This window comes from Aquitalea pelogenes, assembly GCF_041914625.1.
GTDB classification, from domain to species: domain Bacteria; phylum Pseudomonadota; class Gammaproteobacteria; order Burkholderiales; family Chromobacteriaceae; genus Aquitalea; species Aquitalea pelogenes.
The window spans coordinates 1-17,034 of sequence record NZ_JAYSDA010000005.1 but is presented as its reverse complement, the minus strand read 5'-3'; the positions used below and the strand labels follow the sequence as shown (position 1 = coordinate 17,034).

The 17,034-nt window shown below is 61.4% G+C and carries 17 protein-coding genes; 5 read left to right on the top strand and 12 right to left on the bottom strand.

The features are described 5' to 3' along the window. The first annotated feature begins 80 nt into the window (after positions 1-80). The 4 genes from cobT (at position 81) to ACE3SE_RS05565 (ending at position 3,040) form a co-directional block, all read left to right on the top strand. Positions 81-1,115 carry a nicotinate-nucleotide--dimethylbenzimidazole phosphoribosyltransferase gene (gene cobT, locus ACE3SE_RS05580; protein WP_374554184.1) on the top strand — a complete coding sequence of 345 codons (1,035 nt, stop codon included), beginning with the start codon at positions 81-83 and terminating at the stop codon, positions 1,113-1,115. Positions 1,116-1,118: 3 nt separating this feature from the next. Beyond that, complete coding sequence (locus ACE3SE_RS05575) at positions 1,119-1,721, top strand: histidine phosphatase family protein (RefSeq protein WP_131357094.1); 603 nt, start codon at positions 1,119-1,121, stop codon at positions 1,719-1,721. Continuing rightward, positions 1,718-2,491 (top strand): adenosylcobinamide-GDP ribazoletransferase, encoded by a 774-nt coding sequence (gene cobS, locus ACE3SE_RS05570; RefSeq protein WP_374554183.1) that lies wholly within the window; start codon positions 1,718-1,720, stop codon positions 2,489-2,491. Before ACE3SE_RS05575 ends, cobS begins: the two co-directional genes overlap by 4 nt. Before the next feature lie 81 nt (positions 2,492-2,572). Next, positions 2,573-3,040 (top strand): GNAT family N-acetyltransferase, encoded by a 468-nt coding sequence (locus ACE3SE_RS05565; RefSeq protein ID WP_374554182.1) that lies wholly within the window; start codon positions 2,573-2,575, stop codon positions 3,038-3,040. Here ACE3SE_RS05565 and ACE3SE_RS05560 read toward each other — a convergent pair whose 3' ends face one another. Next, positions 3,041-4,174: a hypothetical protein gene (locus ACE3SE_RS05560; RefSeq protein WP_374554181.1), complete on the bottom strand. Its 1,134-nt coding sequence runs from the start codon at positions 4,172-4,174 to the stop codon at positions 3,041-3,043. A gap of 258 nt (positions 4,175-4,432) precedes the next feature. On the opposite strand from ACE3SE_RS05560, the gene ACE3SE_RS05555 reads away from it, so the two are divergent. Then, the gene (locus tag ACE3SE_RS05555; protein WP_374554180.1) at positions 4,433-5,428 is read left to right on the top strand and encodes a M48 family metallopeptidase; all 996 of its coding nucleotides are present in this window, start codon (positions 4,433-4,435) and stop codon (positions 5,426-5,428) included. A gap of 4 nt (positions 5,429-5,432) precedes the next feature. On the opposite strand, the gene ACE3SE_RS05550 is transcribed toward ACE3SE_RS05555, so the two are convergent. The 11 genes from ACE3SE_RS05550 to ACE3SE_RS05500 all read right to left on the bottom strand — a co-directional run bounded on the left by ACE3SE_RS05550 (position 5,433) and on the right by ACE3SE_RS05500 (position 16,782). Further along, positions 5,433-6,221, bottom strand: coding sequence for a YoaK family protein (locus ACE3SE_RS05550; RefSeq protein ID WP_082086342.1), 789 nt, complete (start codon positions 6,219-6,221; stop codon positions 5,433-5,435). Between the two features lie 182 nt (positions 6,222-6,403). Beyond that, complete coding sequence (locus ACE3SE_RS05545; RefSeq protein ID WP_374554179.1) at positions 6,404-7,273, bottom strand: SPOR domain-containing protein; 870 nt, start codon at positions 7,271-7,273, stop codon at positions 6,404-6,406. Then, positions 7,270-7,986 carry a type III pantothenate kinase gene (locus tag ACE3SE_RS05540; RefSeq protein WP_374554178.1) on the bottom strand — a complete coding sequence of 239 codons (717 nt, stop codon included), beginning with the start codon at positions 7,984-7,986 and terminating at the stop codon, positions 7,270-7,272. Before ACE3SE_RS05540 ends, ACE3SE_RS05545 begins: the two co-directional genes overlap by 4 nt. After that, positions 7,983-8,951 (bottom strand): biotin--[acetyl-CoA-carboxylase] ligase, encoded by a 969-nt coding sequence (locus tag ACE3SE_RS05535; protein ID WP_374554177.1) that lies wholly within the window; start codon positions 8,949-8,951, stop codon positions 7,983-7,985. Before ACE3SE_RS05535 ends, ACE3SE_RS05540 begins: the two co-directional genes overlap by 4 nt. Beyond that, complete coding sequence (gene rfaE2, locus ACE3SE_RS05530) at positions 8,948-9,448, bottom strand: D-glycero-beta-D-manno-heptose 1-phosphate adenylyltransferase (RefSeq protein ID WP_062791484.1); 501 nt, start codon at positions 9,446-9,448, stop codon at positions 8,948-8,950. Before rfaE2 ends, ACE3SE_RS05535 begins: the two co-directional genes overlap by 4 nt. A 102-nt stretch (positions 9,449-9,550) precedes the next feature. Further along, positions 9,551-9,961, bottom strand: coding sequence for a type IV pilin protein (locus ACE3SE_RS05525; RefSeq protein WP_374554176.1), 411 nt, complete (start codon positions 9,959-9,961; stop codon positions 9,551-9,553). Positions 9,962-9,969: 8 nt separating this feature from the next. Beyond that, entirely contained in the window at positions 9,970-14,094 is a 4,125-nt protein-coding gene (locus tag ACE3SE_RS05520) for a pilus assembly protein (protein WP_374554175.1), read from the bottom strand. 12 nt (positions 14,095-14,106) lie between these two features. Beyond that, entirely contained in the window at positions 14,107-14,658 is a 552-nt protein-coding gene (locus ACE3SE_RS05515; protein WP_131357074.1) for a pilus assembly PilX family protein, read from the bottom strand. Then, a complete protein-coding gene (locus tag ACE3SE_RS05510) occupies positions 14,658-15,722 on the bottom strand; it encodes a PilW family protein (protein WP_374554174.1) in 1,065 nt (354 codons plus the stop codon). The genes ACE3SE_RS05515 and ACE3SE_RS05510 overlap by 1 nt, the downstream gene beginning before the upstream one ends. Continuing rightward, on the bottom strand, positions 15,719-16,198 hold the full coding sequence (pilV, locus tag ACE3SE_RS05505) for a type IV pilus modification protein PilV (protein WP_165494130.1): 480 nt from the start codon (positions 16,196-16,198) through the stop codon (positions 15,719-15,721). Before pilV ends, ACE3SE_RS05510 begins: the two co-directional genes overlap by 4 nt. A gap of 8 nt (positions 16,199-16,206) precedes the next feature. Beyond that, positions 16,207-16,782 (bottom strand): GspH/FimT family pseudopilin, encoded by a 576-nt coding sequence (locus ACE3SE_RS05500; protein ID WP_052693830.1) that lies wholly within the window; start codon positions 16,780-16,782, stop codon positions 16,207-16,209. Between the last annotated feature and the right edge of the window lie 252 nt (positions 16,783-17,034).

Sequence of the window (17,034 nt, the reverse complement as noted above, 5' to 3'; positions counted from 1 at the left end):
TGAGGGCATTCAGCTTGCCGTGCTGCCCCCCATGTCTTAGAGTCGCGCTCTAGTCCATGCCAACCTCGAGAAACCACACCATGCCCCAGGCCATTGCCCTTCCTGCCCACGCTTTTCATGAAGCCGCCCTGCAACGCCAGAATTCGCTGACCAAACCGGCTGGCAGCCTGGGTGTACTGGAAACGGTGGCCTGTCGCTTTGCTGCCTGGCAAGGCAAAACCATTCCGGCCCCCCTGCAGCCGGCCATCACCGTGTTTGCCGGTGACCACGGCGTAACAGCAGAAGGTGTGTCCGCCTATCCGTCCATCGTGACCGGCGAAATGGTGAAGAATTTTGCTGCCGGTGGCGCTGCCATCTGCGTGCTGGCCCGCGCCATTGCCGCTCGGCTGGAGGTGGTGGATGTGGGTGTGCTGGGTCAACTGCCGGAACTGCCCATTGTGCAGGCCAAGGTAGCCGCCGGTACCGCCAACCTGGCAGTGGAAGCCGCCATGACGGCAGAACAATGCGCTGCTGCGCTGGAAGTGGGCCGCGCTGCGGCGCGTCGCGCCGTGGAACACGGTGCCAATCTGCTGATTGCCGGTGACATGGGCATTGGCAATACCACGCCGTCTGCCGCGCTGATCTGCCGTCTGGCGGGCTACAGCGCGGACAGCATTGTCGGCCGTGGCACCGGCATCGACGACGCCGGCCTCGTCAACAAGCGCCGCGTGGTGCAACAGGCGCTGGACCGTCTGCAAGGCCAGTCTCTGGATGGCCAGGCTGTGCTGGCCGAACTGGGCGGGCTGGAAATTGCCGCCATGGCGGGTTTTTATCTGGAAGGCGCGGCACTGGGTGTGCCTGCGCTGGTGGATGGTTTCATTGCCAGCGCCGCCGCCCTGGCCGCCCGCGCCATCGACCCGGCAGTGGCCGACTGGCTGCTGGCCAGCCATTGCTCGGAAGAAACCGGCCACAAGCTGGCACTGGAAGCACTGCAACTGAACCCGCTGGTGGCACTGGGCATGCGGCTGGGCGAAGGCTCCGGTGCGGCCACCTGCGTGCCCTTGCTGCAACTGGCCATCAAGCTGCACGCCGAAATGGCCACGTTTGCCCAGGCCGGTGTCACCGAGAAAGACTGAGGCATGAACCCCTATACGCTCACCTTGCTGCGCCACGGCGAAATCGACCACGACGGCCGCCTGATCGGCCGCACCGACCTGCCACTGAATGAGCTGGGCTGCGAGCAGATGAGCCGCAGCTGGCAACGGCTGAACCAGCTGGCACCGGTCACCAGCATGGCCACCTCGCCGCTGCAACGCTGCCGCGAGTTTGCCGTGCATCAGGCCCTGCATGGCTCCCTGCCGCTGAAGGTGGACGAACGCTTTGCCGAATTCGATTTTGGCGACTGGGATGGCATGTCGCGCGCGGTGCTGTCCGGTCAGCATCCTGACTGGGGCAGCCGCGTGGCGGCGGGCGAGCTGATTCCGCCCGGCGGGGAAAGCTATGAAGTCTTCCGCACCCGGGTGCTGAGCGGATTCAGCGAATGGATTCAGACCGCGCGTGGCAGCCACCGGGTACTGGTATGCCATGGCGGGGTGATTACCGCCCTGTTGGCCGAGCTGCTAGGCACTGAGTTCGACGTGGCCAAGCTGATGACCGTGCAGCGCGGCGGCTTTGCCCAGCTGTCCATTCTGGAAGGCCACCCGGCCTATCTGATGCATCTGGAAAGCCCCGGCGAAGCATGAGCCAGCCGATAGCCGCCCCTCGCGCCCGCTGGTGGCAAAGCCTGATTCTGGCCATCCAGTTTCTCACCCGTCTGCCCACACCGCAGCTGCGCACCTTCCACCCGGAATGGCTGGCAGCCAGCGCCTGCTGGTTTGCGCCGGTCGGCCTGTTGCTGGGCAGCCTGCTATGGCTGGGTGTGTGGCTGGGCAGCTTGCACGACCCCTGGCTGGGGGCACTGGCCGGCCTGTTGCTGTGGATAGGCATTACCGGTGGCCTGCATCTGGACGGTCTGGCCGACCTGAGTGATGCCATGGGCGCAGCCCATCGCTCGCGCGAGCGCTTTTTCGAGGTACTGAAAGACCCGCACGTGGGCAGCTTTGGCGTGATTGCGCTGATTTGCGCCATCGTCAGCAAACTGGTGCTGCTGATGTTGCTGGCCAGTCAGCCTCAAAAGCTGCCCGGCCTGCTGCTGTTACCGGCCTGGGCGCGGCTGTTTGCCCTGTTCTGGTCGGCCACCCTGCCTGCACTGGCACCCGGCAGCGGTGAACGCTTTGCGTGGCAGCCGCAATGGCGGGCACAAGTCATCGGCCTGCTGGCATTGCTGGGTCTGTCGCTGTGGCTGGCCCCGGCTTTGCTGCTGGCACCGCTGGCCGCCTTGCTGTGGCGCGGCTGGCTCAAGCGCAAGCTGGGTGGCATGACCGGCGACTGCCTGGGCGCAGGCATCGAAGTGTGTGAAATCCTGCTGCTGGGCCTGTTGCTGCTGCCGCTACACCAGCTGGGGTCGTGGTAAAAGACTTGTCATCCTGCCGTCACGGTGTGGTGATGTAAGCGCCGGATACTTGCCCACATCCACCTTGAGGGAGGAGCGCGCATGCAACTGGACATCTCGCACGACCCGGCACGGCTGGACCGCGCCATGATCCTGCAATTCCTCACCACCCAGGCGCACTGGGCCAGCGGCATGGATGCTGCGCTGCTGGAACGTGCCATCCAGCATTCCTTGATCATTGCCGCCTATCAGCAGCAGCGGCAGATCGGCTTTGCCCGGGTGATTACCGATTACGCCAGCTTTGCCTATCTGTCTGATGTCTTCGTGCTGCCCGACTGGCGCGGTCAGGGCGTGGGACAGGCGATGATCCGCGCCGCACAGGATCATCCGCAATTGCAACAGTTACGCCGTTTCTTGCTGGTTTCGCGTGATGCCGGCGACTTTTACCGCCAGCTGGGTTTTACGCCCTTGCAACACGGGGAACGCTATATGGAATGGCAGCGCGGTGCAGCAGAAGGGCGCTGGCTGCGTGGCCACCGCGCCCAGCCCAAGGCAGACCAGGCGGCCTGATCAGGGCAGCAGGTCGGGCCGCGCACCCGGATGCTGCTTGACCACACTCCATGGCAGCACACTCCATTCCGGATATTCGCAAGCACGCGCCACGCGGGCGAAAGACGGCCCCAGCACCAGCCCCTGCGGCGTGGCATACCAGCTGACAAACTGCCACACCTGCGGGTCGCGGTAATCGCACTCGTCCTCCTTGCCCGGCTTGGTTTGTGCCGGATACAGCCGCGTCATGGTGCTCACCAGCCAGGGCGCCAGTACCTTCTCCTCGTACTGGAAGTCAGCCCGCTCGCCACTGACCTTGCGCGCCAGTTGCGGTTTGCCCTTGCCTGCCCATAGCAGGTCCTCCAGCTGCAAGGGCTTGCCGCTGGCCACCTCCAGCGTCAGCGGATTATCGGCAAAGTCGGGATGGGCACCACCACAGTAATAGCTGGTGAAAATACTGACACTCAGCAGCTTGCTACCCAGCAGACGCGGCGTCACCGTTTGTTCGAAGTCGGCCCCGGCAGTCCGTGCGCCGCCCAGCTGGCAGTCAAAATAACTGGCCACTTCCTGCCACTGCCGCTCAGCCAGCAACTGGTTGATGTGCTGCAGGCTGGCCTGTGGATAACCATCCACCACGCGGAACAGGCGGATCTTGCTGACCGGCTCGTCCCACCATTGCAGGGTATAACCCTGCACCCGCTCACGCTTGCCGGCCTTGAGTGGCAAGTCCACCATGCGGGCATAGTCGTAGCCGGAACGCTGGCGCACCGGATTGAGCGCGCTATCGCTACTGGCCGGCCACTGCGCCTGGGGATAGGCACTCAGGCTGACCGGCACCGGCCTGGCAGCCTTGGGACCATGCCACTCCCCCACCCAGCCACCGTTTTGCGGGCGCAGGGTAATATCATTGCGCTGTTCGTCGTATTGCAGGTTTTCACCCAGTTGCAGGCTGCCATCAGCCTGCTGCTTGCCGGTGAGGGCGATATCGCGGTGATGCTTGCGATAGAAATAGCGCCCCTCCACCGCACCGTCCTTGGCAATGTCCAGCTCCATCACCACCGCAGCCTGTCCCACCTTGCCTTGCAATAACTGCGGTGCCGCCAGCACACCGTGCGCCAGTGTCAGCAACAGTAACCCACCCAGCTTGCGCATCATCCTTACCCCCTTCTTCAAGCAAACCGTGCCACAGCGGCACAATGCTGTCAGTACAGCACAGAAAACGATAGCCTGCAGGCAGCATGCAAGCTGGCAGAGACCGCAAGCTGCCCATAGCGGCGGACAAGGCCTGCCCGGCGTGAGCGCACCGTTGCCAAAGCAGTCGGCTTGCGCTACAGATTAGGAAAGAGAACAACACACAGCCCTTTACCAGCCTGCCACCCGTTCGCGGGTTGCGCGCAACAGGATTCATCTGCCATGAGTCTGCCAGGCAATTATCTGGATGGTCGCAGCCAGATCGGCAAAGCCGTGATGCTGCAACGCAATGTCCATCATCTGGTGTTCACCGACGGGGTGCACACGCATCGCTATCCGGCACGGGAGGTCAGTTTTCACCCCGGACGGGCCGGTCGGCCAGACCGACTGCAATTGCCGGACGGCGGCATTATCGAAGTGGCCAGTGCCTATCAATGCCAGCAACTGACCGGCCACCTGCCACTGGCCGCGCGGATACTGGACGGCCTGCGGCGCTGCTGGCCGCAGCTGCGGCTGGCTGGCTTGCTGTTGTTGCTGCTGGCCTGCTGGTTTGGCTACCGCAACGGCCTGCCCTGGCTTGCCAGCGAAGCGGCACGCCGCACCCCGCCAGCGGTGGAACAGGCGATGGCCAGCGCCACCCTGAGCCTGCTGGAGAAAACCAGCGCGTTGCGCCCTTCCCGCTTGCCGGACAGCCGTCAGCAAGCACTGCAACAGCAATTGCAGCAGCTGGTGCCGGGCAACAGCCCCTATCGTTATCACTTGCAGCTGGTGGATGCGCGCGAGCTGGGGCCGGACATCATCCCCTTGCCCGGCGGGCAAATCATTGTCACCGACCAGCTGGTACGCAATAGCAAAAGCCCGCTGGAAATGCAGGCCATGCTGGCCCATGCGGTAGGCCATATCGAGGCGCGGCATGGCTTGCGCGGCCTGATCCGCTCCGGTGGCGTGTCGCTGGCAGTCAATCTGTTTGGTGGCGACCGTTCAACCCTGCTGGCCGTGGCACCCATTCTGCTGGCGGACATGAAATATCCGGCCGACTTTGAGGCCGAGGCCGACGCCTATGCCAGTCGCCTGCTGGGTACACAAAGCCTGTGCGCGCGTGATGCCTTGTTGGCCCGGCTGGACGGGCCGGACCATAGCGCCGTCGCCCTGCTGGCCGCCCACCCCGGCAACCGCCAGGCAGACACGGCCAGCCAGTGCGCAGCGCAGGCTGGTTGACGCCTCAGGGCTGGCGCAAATCGTGGTGATGCTGCCACCAGCGCCAGCGCAAGCGCATGTCGTACCACACCGGGCGCAAGCCCAGCGCAAACAGCAGCAAGGCCAGCGGCAGGGTAAAGGCATAGCCCAGATGCTTGAAACCCAGCGCACCCACCACACCGCCCAGGAAGAAGGCCGTCAGAATCATGCTGTATACCCACAGCCGGCTGCGGTTGGATTTGATGTCTTTGATCTTGGGGCTGTGCAGATGATTGTAGTAACTCATCTTGGTCAGTTCGATGCCGATATCGGTGGCAATGCCGGTCATGTGGGTGGAGCGCAGCAGGCCGCCGGACAGCTTGGTGACAATGGTGTTGTGCATGCCCATGATGAAACACAGCAGCATCACGGTGGGAGGCGTGAACAAGCCCTTGTGGCTGGCCAGCCCGGCCCCCAGCACGCCAAACAGCAGCAGGAAACCGGCCTCTTCCATCATCGACACCCCGTAGCCACCGCGCAGGCGCTGGCGTCTGGCCCACAGGATCAGCCAGGTGGAGTGCATGGCACCGCCAATGAAGCACAGCAGCATGATCAGCATGGATAGCGACAGGCGGACTTCACCCAGGGCCAGGTCGTCGGCCATGCCGGACACCACCCCGGATACATGCGAGGTGTAACGCTGCACCGCCAGGAAACCACCGGCATTGAGCGCGCCGGCAATAAAGGCCATCGAGCCGCCCAGCTGACGCAGGACGCGGTCGTTGAACGCGCCACGGTCCAGCAGGCGGGTGATATTGCTTGAACGTCGGGACATAGCGAACCATGAAAAAACGGCAAGGCGGGACAACCGCCATTGCCGTTCATCATCCATCCTGCAAGCCCCTGCTGACAAGCCTGATTGCCAGCGCGCTTGCGGCAGCGCAATGCCTTGGCGTTGCGCCCTGCTTCGTCAGCACCGCTTAGGTCAGCAACAGCACACCGTCTTGACCGCCGCGATTAATGGCAAGGCTGCAAGGCAATCCCAGGCGTCAGACGCTTTTGCAGCGCTTGCAGACGCTCGGCCTGCTGCGGCTCCAGCGCCTTGAAGCTGAGCACCGTCGCGGCAGACTTCTGCCCTTTCTGCTCGATGGCCACCTTGTCAAAACCGGCGGCTTTCACCCTTGCCTGCATGGCCTTGGCAGCAGACTCCTGGCCGAACAGGCCAAGCGATACGCTGCCCTTGAATTCCGCGCTGTGCACGATGTAATTGTCAAAACCCTTGTCTTTCAATTCGGCAGACAGCGTCTGGGTTTCAGACTGCGTAGCCAGCGGCGGGTGATAGACCCAGAACTTGCCATTGCCCTTGGCCTCGCCCTTGCTGCTTTCCACCAGTTGCTCGGGCTTGAGCTTGAGGCCGGGCAAACCACCCTTCACCCGGGTCAGCAGCCTGGCATCCAGCGTGCCCCAGTCGTAGCAGGCCAATGCCTTGCTCGGCTCGGCCTTGATGGCTTCGGTCTTGGGTTTTTCAGCCGTTTTCCCGGCGGGCTTTTCCACCGGTTTGGCTGGCGGCAGGTTCTTTGCTTCAGCCTTGGCGGTGGCTGCCGATGCCTCAGCCTTGGCCGGTTTGGCGGCCACCGGCTGCGACGCAGCCTTGCTGAGGTCTTCCGGCTTCAGCGCTTCGGTTTGCGGCATGGATGCCAACACCTTCAGCGGCGCACTGGCCTCACCGGCCGGGCCGGAAGCCGGCTGCCAGTCGGCCGGTAACAGCTTGACCTGCTCCGGGCTGATTTCCTGCGCATGCACGTCCGCCGGCGGGCGTTGCTTGAAGCTGCCATAACCGGCCACCGCCAGATTCAGCACCACAATCAGTACCAGAAACCACTTCATGATTCGCACGCTACTCTCAAGAGTCCCATCAGCACGAGATTATCCACGATCGTCGCCGGGACGGCGAGTTGCGCAGCAATGGAGGCGGCATCGCCACCGGTCAGCAGCAGCTGCGGCACGGTGCGCCCGGTATGCACAGCCAGCTGCTGGCACATGCGCTCGATGGCACCACACTGGGCGGCCAGCACGCCGCTGGCCAGCGCGTCTTCAGTGCCTTGCGGAAAGGGCGTCACCTGGCCTGCAATGCGGTCCAACTGGGCGGTTCCCTGTGCCAGGCTGCGCAGCATCAGCGCCTGACCGGGCAAAATCATTCCGCCCAGATAATCGCCCTCTGCGCTAAGGGCTTCCACCGTCAGTGCCGTACCGGCACAGGCTACTACCACATCGCCCGCACACAGGCTGCGGGCCGCCAGCACCGCCAGCCAGCGGTCAGCGCCCTGCTCGGCCGGATTGCGGTAGTGATTGCGCACATCGGCAAAGCTGGCGGCAGAGCGCACCCACTGCACCGGACAGGGAGCGGCCTGGGTGATGGCATCGGCTACGGCCGGACGGGCCACTGATGCGGCGTAAACGCTGTCTACCGGCCATGCAGCCCATTGCGCGGCCAGCTGTGCAATCTGCTCATGACTGACCGCACCTTGTGCCTGCCAGCACTCGCCATCATGCACGCCCCATTTCAGGCGGCTGTTGCCTGCATCCAGCAGCAGCTTCATGTGCGGCTCCGCAGGCTGACTTCACCGGCATGGAAGATACGCAGGCTGCCATCTGCCATTTCCACTTGCAGCGCACCGTTTTCCGCTACGCCTCGGGCAATGCCGTCCACCGGTTCGCCATGGGAAAAACTCAGCCGCACCGGTGCGTTTTCGTGGCTGGAGCAGCGAATCCAGTCCTCGCGGAAAGCAGCAAAGCCTTCGCGGTTGAAGGTATCCAGTACCACGGCCAGTTCGCTGAGCAAGGCAGCCAGCAACTGGTTGCGCCCCAGTTGGATGCCCGCCTCAGCCAGCGAGGCCACCGGCTGATCCACCGCGCCGGGGTTGTCGATATTCAGGCCGATGCCGATGACCACCGCAGCCGGCCCCAGTGCATCGCCTGATAGCTCGATCAGGATACCTGCCAGCTTGCGGCCATTGAGCAGCACGTCATTGGGCCATTTGAGCTGTACCGGCACCGCCAGCCGGTGCAGGGCACGCGCCAGCGCCAGGCCAACGGCTAACGACAGGCCAGCCAGTTCGGCCAGACCACGGTCAAAGCGCCACAGCAGTGAGAAGGTCAGCCCGGCACCCAGCCGGTTTTGCCAGCGTCGCCCCAGTCGGCCACGGCCTGCGGTCTGCATTTCTGCCGCCAGCACCAGGCCATGCAGGCCGCCGCTGGCCGCTCGCGCCATCAGCTGGCTGTTGGTGGAGTCGGTACGTTCGGTCACCGCCAGCGTGAAGGTTTCCGCTGCGGGAGAGGTCAGCGCCTCGCGCACGCGGGCCACGTCCAGCCACTCGAACGGCTCGGCCAGCTTGTAGCCCTGGCCACGCACGCTGAATACCGTCAGGCCGAATTCCTGTTCGATGGCATGTACCGCCTGCCAGATCAGCGTGCGCGAACAGCCCAGCTCGCGGGCGATGTCGGCGCCGGAGTGGAAGCGGCCATCGCTGAGCTGGCGCAGTACGGCAAATGCATGTTCGCTCACGCCTGATCCTCGGCTGCGCGGATCTTGTTGATGGTTTGCGTGGTGGAGGTGGCAAACAGGAAGGGAATGGAATGCACCTGGCCGCCACGGGCCAGGGTTTCAGCGCTGCCGACAATCTTGTCCACCGCCCAGTCGCCGCCCTTGACCAGCACATCCGGCTTGACCAGCTCGATCAGCTCGGCCGGGGTGTCGCTGTCAAACCAGGTCACCAGGCTGATGCTTTCCAGCGCAGCCAGCACGGCGGCGCGGTTCTGCTCGTTATTGATGGGCCGGTCCTCGCCCTTGCCCTGACGCTTGACCGAGGCATCGGTATTCAGCCCCAGCACCAGGCTGGCACCCAGCGCCCGGGCCTGTGCCAGGTAGGTGACATGACCGCGATGCAGGATGTCGAAACATCCATTGGTGAACACGATGGGACGCGGCAATGCCGCCAGTCGCTGTGCCAGTTGTTCCGGCGGGCAGATCTTGTCTTCGAATGCAGGTGTGGGGTAGGACATGGCAAGGCCTGTAAGGAGCGTGACTGGCCGACATTATACGGTAGTCACGCCCTCAGGCTGCATGCCGACACAGAAACAATGCGCCGGAATGCGGCGGCGGCCCTACTTCCAGCAATCGGCGGTGGAATAGGTGCCACTAGACCCTTTGTTGCCCAATGAATCCAGCGTCAGCGTGCCGCACTGGCTCTCGGGAGACTGGCTGTTGGCCGGCACCGCATTCACCTGGAAACCGGCCGGGGCCGTGCCGCTGGCCACGGTGATGTTGTACAGGATGGAGGTGCCGGTGGCCCCCAGCGGGCTGACCTGGGTGGCACCGATGTTGTACTGGTTGTTCATGGTGTAGTAACGCTCCTGCTCCTGCGCCACTTGCAACATCACGGTTTCCGCCTCGCTACGGTGACCACGAATGATGTAGTTGCGATAGGACGGCAGGGCAATCGCCGCCAGAATGCCGACGATGGCCACGGTGATCATCATTTCGATCAAGGTAAAACCGCTGTTTCTATCCGTCATGTTCTTGCTCACCAGGATTGAATGATTTCCCGCCAGGACAGGCGGCCATACATGGTGCTGTAGTTGGCATTCCCCTGCATGCTGATTCCCCCGCTGGAGCCGGTGCTGTTAAGGATATAGCTCTTGCCGGCCACCATCACCAGCATGGGGCCTCCGGGCGCAATGCCGTTGCTGGTCACCGCGTTGGCTGCCTGGTCGGTGCTGTTCATCGAGCCATTGCCTGAGGTGTCATAAATTGCCGAGGTCGTGCCGCCACCGGTGGCATAGTTCAGGCCGAACAAGGTGGTGGTGCCACCACTGCCGCACACGCTGGTGGACGAAGGCGTGATGGCGGTGAAGTAGGACAGCGTGTTCTGGTACAAGGCCGGCGTGGTCACCACCCGGCTATTGGTGAAACCGCTGGCGGTCAGCGGCAGATACCAGCCGTTGCAGCCACTGGGCAGATAGCCGTTGACCCCGGAGCACGACGAGATGGTGGAGGTCGTGTTGTTGCTGATGCTGTAGTAGGTCAGCGAGTTACCGTTGCTGATATCGGTACTGGTCGTCACCTGCGAACCGATGCTCTGCGCCAGCAGGTTGGCCGAGATGGTGGTTTTGCCGGACAGGGTGCCATCGTCGCGGATGCCGTACAGGGTCTGGGTATTGCTCTGGCTCAGGTCATTGCCGGACAGATATTGTCCGGTGCCGAACAACACCAGATAACCACGCAGCGGGTCACGGGTCACCTTCACCCCGGAAGTGATGGGCTGCACCGTGCTGGCGGTGCACTGGGTGCCACCGGTCTGGCCGGTGGATGCACCGGCACAGGCGGTGAACAGCGGCGTGGTCGGTGCAGTCCAGTTGCCCGGCGTGGCGGATGACAGGTCGAACTTCCACAAATTGCCGTTCAGATCACCCGCATACACGGTTTTTACTGCACCATTGCTGATGATGATGCCCGGCTCGGACAGGCCATTGGGCGACGTATTCAGCAAGGTGGGGGTGGGCAGGTCGATACGGAAATAATTGCTGCCCTGCGTCCAGGCCGTGCCGGGCTGCTTGTCCAGATACAACACGAACAGCGAGGCCGTGGTGCCGCTGCTCTGGTTATAGCCATTGCCGAATATCACGGCCGGCCGGCCATTTGCCAGCTTGGTGATGACAGGACTGCCAATGGTATAGCCCAGCTTGGCATCGTCCTTGGCCGAGAACTCCCACAGCACATTGCTGCTGCCCAGGCTGTCCACATGAGTGACATCCAGTGCATACACGCTGCTGCCACCCGCCCCGGTCGTCCCCACCACCACCGAACGGGCTTCCGGAGTTGCCAGTGCCGAGCCATTACTGCCATACCGGAAGCACACATCCTTGTAGAGCGGCGAGCCGTCATTGAAGAACTGGTGCGAATAGCTGGTGGAGCTCAGATTGGGCAGATTGGGGTAAATGCTGGCAGGCAGATAGGCAGCCAGTTCATTGCCCACATTACTGCTGCCGTAAGTGGCATTGAAAATGTGCAGGAAGCCATCGTTGGCGGCCACGGCCACCGCGGCCGGCCGGGCAAAAATGGTCGCCCGGTCCGTTGCCGGACTGGACAGATTGGCATCGTAGGAACAACCGCTCGGGTCCGCCGTCGGCGTGGGAATGAATACCGGCGTGGAATGCACCACATCGCCCATGCGGTAGTTGCGGGTGCGGAACTGTGGCGAAGCGGAGCTGCCCTCCTGGGTTTTGTCACCACGCAGGTAGTTGACCCGGTAAGTACCGTAACCACCGGCATTCAGCCCGGTGTACTGGAAGCTGGTGGTACCGGTCGGGACATCGGTCTTGGTGCTGAGTGCGGAATACCAGCTGGTATTGAATGTTGCACCGCTCATGGTGGTGTAGTCGTAAGTCAGCACATTACGCGAGCTCACACTGTTGTTCAGCTGGGTTTCCAGTTTCAGCTTGGCCTGCCATGCCGGGGTGTAGCTCACGGTAATGCCACCGGTGGAACTGGTAGTCAGTGAATAGGTGTTGGCGATCAGGTCACCACTCCAGTCAGTGGAGTTGAACGCTGGCTGGAATATATAGGTACTGTCAGTGAACACCTTGCTGCCAGTGAAGGAACCACTCAACCCGGCTTGCGATGCATTGGCAGCACCGGACACTGTACTGAGCGCATTGGTAAGCGCAGTCACCATGGCAGCCGGGTTATTGGCCGGGGCATAGTTGGTTGGCGTGCCGGTATAACCGGTGGCCGGGCTGGGGAACACTGAAATGGAGCTGGTGCCGGTAGTGGATGTGCTGCCACTGGCCGCCGACGCCCACTCCTTGGGAAGGTCCGGCCAGCTATTGGCATTGGAGTCGGTAAATCCGCCATATTTTGCCGCCATGAAGAAGGCATTGCAGACACTGGAACTCCAATTGGAGGAGCATGGAGAGTTACCAACCCCTTTGTAGTTACCGCCCTCCACCACATCAATCATGAAGGAGCTGACACTGGCCGTTTTGCTGTCCCCGGACTTGGTACGGATATTGTTGGTATTCGCCCACCAGGCCATGCCGGCGATATACGGTGGCGAGTTGGTGGAACCGGTATTCACCGTCTGGTATTGGGTGCCGGTCATGCCCTCATCCGTGCCCAGGTTCTTGGTCCAGGTCGTCACGTTGAAAGCGGTGTCATCGGTCGGCACGGCAGCGCCGGACCAGCTGGAACCGGGCACGTCAATATCATTGTGCGTATTGGTGTCACCAATATAAATGATGAAGTTTTTCTGACAGGAATTCAGGATGGGATCATCCCAGTCGGTAATGGCCGGAAAGCCACCTTGCCAGCTGGTATTGGAACTAAGTGAACTGGTAAAGGTGGAGTAATTGCCGTAATTACGGAAATAGCGAAGCGCGGCATAGTACAGATGGGCGGCAGGGTCGTATTGCTTGTAACCGATATTGCTGGCAATGGTGTCGCCAAACTTGTTCAGGTAATTGACTACCCCGCTATTGGACACCGCCAGCGTGCTGCCATAGGTTGTTGAGGTATCGGTGGAGGTAATGGTATGTGCAACGGCGTCGTTGGCATCCGGATTCACCACGAAAGTCCCATCGCTGTTCCACTCGGCGCCCAGCGTGTAACTGCTGCCCGATCCACCCGTCACTGTCTGGGAAATACCCGGGTATTTCAGACGTGCTCGCAAGGCGCCACCATCCTGGGTGTATTGGGTGTTCACCAGATAACTGGCAGCACCAAAACGCATCTTGCTGCCATTGGACTGAATCAGCCCTTCCGGCTTGTAATTGCTGCCATATTGCTTGCAGGTGTAAGGCGTGGTGCTGCCGGTTTCCACCATGCCGCTGACACATACTTTGGCAATGGCGTTATCAATTTCATAAGGGGTGCTGGGTTGGCTATTACTGCTGGCCCGATAAATGGACACACTCCACGGATGAGAGCCGCTACCGTAATTGGGGCCGTTGCTAAACCACACATTGGTATAGGTACTGGCATATGGCGTGACCTTGGCCAGATAATTGGTACCGCTTACCGTCAGGCCGGATACTGCCTTGCCGGTAAGGTTGTAGCTCTGGTTCTGACCGGGCACCACGGCAGCACGGCGCAAATAGGTGGTGGTGGTGGAGTCACCGGCAGAATAATCACTCACCAGCGTGGATGCTGTGGTACTGCCCGATGACCAGCCCCCGGTTCCCAGCGCGCGGTTACCGCCAGTCAGGGTGGCACGGAAAATATCAATGGCCGTCATGGTGGCCCAGTTCAGCAAATTGCCGCTCCAGGCCGTGCCATCACAGGTATAAATCTTGTAAACAGTGGAGTTATACGTGACCGATGTCAGCGTGGCGCTGGCATAGGGCGAAAAATAGCCGGTCGATCCAGACCCGCTGTATTTGTAGCACTTGGCATAATCAAAATATCCCAGAAACGGGGTATTACCCACGCCGGAAACATCCAGGTCCGCCACGCTGCTGATGGATGTCTTGGTATTGAATGCCGAACCCGCAGTCGGAAATTCCACCGACAGGGCAAACATCACGTTCGGGCCATAGGAAGAGCCGATACCGGCCAGCGGCAGGGAACCGATGGACACCGCCGAAGCAGCCTGCGCCAGCGACAGGCAGCAAGCCCACAGCAACATTCCCGACAGGCACAATCTGGTTTTCATTGCCGACTCCATTTACTTCGACGGGCGGTAAACCGACTCGGTCACCGTCACGATATTGCTGTTGAAACCAAAACCCCAGGCGGTAATCCGGTACAGATAACTTTCCGTGCTCGCATCACTGCCCGGCGCCTGATCCGGAATGGCTTCAATGGCATAGCGCGGGGCTTGCAAGCTGAAACTGCCCAGGCTGCCGCCATTCCAGGCACTGCTGGGCACCGTAGCCACCGTAGTGGGCGAGGTGGAAATCGCAGTAGAGGCCAACAAAACACTCATCGGCCCACTGGCATAGTTGGAACACAGCCCGGTGGATGCGCTATTGGGACAGCTGTTGAAACCCAGGTTGCCGCTGATCACGCCACTGGCAATCTGCCCCTCGGCATAGCGCAAGGCCGCCTCCGCGGCCTCCCGCGCCAGCAAGCCATCACGCCCGGCGCGCGCCAATCGTTCCTCTTGCTTGGACGAATAAAACGCAGTGAGGCCGATCAGCATCATGGCCACCAGCAGCACCAGCACCACCAGGAGGGCGGCCCCGCGTTGCGCAGGATTGATTGGAAGCGCTCGCATCACGACATCCTGTTGCGCAAGACAAAGGTGGAGTCATACAGGCGACGCGCCCAGCACGGATTGCTGACACTGCACGCCACCGTGCCCGAGGCCAGCGGTGCCACCCAGGAGTTGTCGCTGGACGACACCGTTGCACCGTAATTGCTACCGAACATATTGAAGGTGGCACCACCAAAAGCCTCGGCCCGCGCCTGGTTGTAAACCGGGTCCTGCCTGGCCAGCAGTACCACACGCACCGCATATACCTTGTTCATGCTGATGGAAGCGCTGGGCGGCGTGTAATAGTCGGGCTGACCATCGCTGGCACTGTCCACACCCAGCAGCACACCGATTCGTTCGATGTTCTCCGCCACAATGCCCGATGAAACCAGACTGCTGGTCAGCGCGCTGGACAGGGCGTTGCCATTGATGTCGGTCCAGCTGACATCACACATCAGCTGCGGTCGCACCACCTGCGGACTACTGCCAGTCCCCACGCCCTGAACCTTGATGTAGAAGCGGTTGGTCACAATCACATTGCTGGCCGCCGGCGACGGATTACCCAGACAATCCGGCATGGCGGTATTGGAAGAAGCCTGCGGGCCGGTGATGTAGCTGATGGTCAATTCATCGCTCTTCTGCCCCATGGCACTCAGGCTGGTGCTATTGCCATTGCTCAGGGTAAAACTGCTGGTGCCACTGGCAATACTCACCGCAGCCGATGCACTCAGGCTGATCTGGCTGAAACCATCCGACCCGGCACTACCCGATGCAGCGGCAGAATTGATGTGATTACAGGGCACCACCCAGTTACCACTGGCATTGGTATTGCTATACGCCGCTTCATCACAATAACCCGACTGCTTCAACAGACGGCCAATCACCGCCAGGCCAATGCGGCCGTTATCTGTCATCAGCGCATTACCCGACTGCGCAGCCAGGGTCTGCTGGTTGGCAATAAAGATATTGGTTACGGCCAGCAGGATGAAAAAGCTGATGGTCACCGACACCATCAACTCCAGCATGGTGAAACCCGCCTGAAAACGGCCACCACCATGCAATGCGGACACAGGATGCTTGCTCATGGTTTCACCAATACCGACATGGACGCGGTCGCTGTCTGCGAAGCCACACTGGTCGCCCGCTCCTGCCAGCTCACCGTCACCTGATAACCGAATGTCACACCGCCACTGGACACCTTGCTGACTGCCAATGCCGGGCTGCTCAGGCCACTGCTGGCAGCAATGGCCTGCATCTCGGCCAGATCGAAGGCCGCGCGATTGGCTGGCGTGGTGGACGGACAATTGCCGGAAGCAGCATAACAATTACCGCTGTAACTGCCGGATGCAGTGGAGTAGTCCGCCGCCGCATTGGCCCGGATACGGTCTGCCAGCTGCTCGGCCACCAGTGCCGCCTGCTGACGCCCGCTGCTCATGCTGGAATAGCGCAGATTATTCAGCTGCAAGGCAGCAACACCCAGCAAGCCAATAGCCACAATCACCAGTACTACCAGCACCTCGATCATGGTCACCCCGGCCTCATGCCGGATATTTCCTGGCATGGGACGGTTCATGGACAGGTCCCCAGGTTCAGGCGCTGCGGACGGCCATTGGCCAGGATGTTGACCTGTTGCGCCATGGTCGAACTCTTGCCTGTCACATCACAAATGGCAATCTTGGTGGTGGTTGTGGCTGCCGATCCGCCAGTACCGCTGGCCTGCAATTGCAACTGGCCACCGGGCAGATACTGGAAGGCCGTGGTCGCACTCGGGGTCACGGTGACATACAAGGAAGACGGAATCGAACCATGCACCACCAGCACCCCGGAAGCCGTCGGGCTACCGGTACGCTGATAGTCAACAAAGGATACCCAGCCGGAACTCCAGCTGGATGCGTCACAACTCGGAACATTATTGCTGGTGGCCCCGGTGGAAGCGCACACCACCACAGGCACACCCATGCGCATGGCGTTGCTGCGTGCATTCAGCAAGGTCATGTCGAAATCGGTGGCAGCTTGCTTGATCCGGTTCTCCGTCACAAACTGCGACATCGACGGCAAGGCAATGGTCAGCAAAATGGCAAACACCGCCATCACCACCACCACCTCAATCAAGGTAAAGCCACGCAGGCAGCGCGTCCCGGCCATGGCGATTCTCAAGAAATTTCTACGCCATTAGCGTAAACCGTCAGCAAAACAGCAAAGAATTTTCCGACAGACGATAGTTTTTTTCTGATCAGCGGCGCGCAGAGGGCAAAAGAATCCGTTGTGCGGAGGGAAGGTCAGCGAAGGAAGGCAGTAACAGGAATCAGGACAGCCAGCATGGCCGTTACCCGAGCCAGAATGCACAAAGCCCAGCTCGTTTGAGCTGGGCTTCGAATGGGGAGTCTGGCAGTGTCC

Coding starts and splice junctions, on each gene's coding strand:
- ACE3SE_RS05575 (WP_131357094.1), top strand. CDS start 1,119: ATGAACCCCTATACGCTCACCTTGCTGCGCCACGGCGAAATCGACCAC.
- ACE3SE_RS05560 (WP_374554181.1), bottom strand. CDS start 4,174: ATGATGCGCAAGCTGGGTGGGTTACTGTTGCTGACACTGGCGCACGGT.
- cobT (WP_374554184.1), top strand. CDS start 81: ATGCCCCAGGCCATTGCCCTTCCTGCCCACGCTTTTCATGAAGCCGCC.
- cobS (WP_374554183.1), top strand. CDS start 1,718: ATGAGCCAGCCGATAGCCGCCCCTCGCGCCCGCTGGTGGCAAAGCCTG.
- pilV (WP_165494130.1), bottom strand. CDS start 16,198: ATGCCAGGAAATATCCGGCATGAGGCCGGGGTGACCATGATCGAGGTG.
- ACE3SE_RS05545 (WP_374554179.1), bottom strand. CDS start 7,273: ATGAAGTGGTTTCTGGTACTGATTGTGGTGCTGAATCTGGCGGTGGCC.
- ACE3SE_RS05565 (WP_374554182.1), top strand. CDS start 2,573: ATGCAACTGGACATCTCGCACGACCCGGCACGGCTGGACCGCGCCATG.
- ACE3SE_RS05550 (WP_082086342.1), bottom strand. CDS start 6,221: ATGTCCCGACGTTCAAGCAATATCACCCGCCTGCTGGACCGTGGCGCG.
- ACE3SE_RS05540 (WP_374554178.1), bottom strand. CDS start 7,986: ATGAAGCTGCTGCTGGATGCAGGCAACAGCCGCCTGAAATGGGGCGTG.
- rfaE2 (WP_062791484.1), bottom strand. CDS start 9,448: ATGTCCTACCCCACACCTGCATTCGAAGACAAGATCTGCCCGCCGGAA.
- ACE3SE_RS05510 (WP_374554174.1), bottom strand. CDS start 15,722: ATGAGCAAGCATCCTGTGTCCGCATTGCATGGTGGTGGCCGTTTTCAG.
- ACE3SE_RS05525 (WP_374554176.1), bottom strand. CDS start 9,961: ATGACGGATAGAAACAGCGGTTTTACCTTGATCGAAATGATGATCACC.
- ACE3SE_RS05555 (WP_374554180.1), top strand. CDS start 4,433: ATGAGTCTGCCAGGCAATTATCTGGATGGTCGCAGCCAGATCGGCAAA.
- ACE3SE_RS05515 (WP_131357074.1), bottom strand. CDS start 14,658: ATGCGAGCGCTTCCAATCAATCCTGCGCAACGCGGGGCCGCCCTCCTG.
- ACE3SE_RS05500 (WP_052693830.1), bottom strand. CDS start 16,782: ATGGCCGGGACGCGCTGCCTGCGTGGCTTTACCTTGATTGAGGTGGTG.
- ACE3SE_RS05520 (WP_374554175.1), bottom strand. CDS start 14,094: ATGAAAACCAGATTGTGCCTGTCGGGAATGTTGCTGTGGGCTTGCTGC.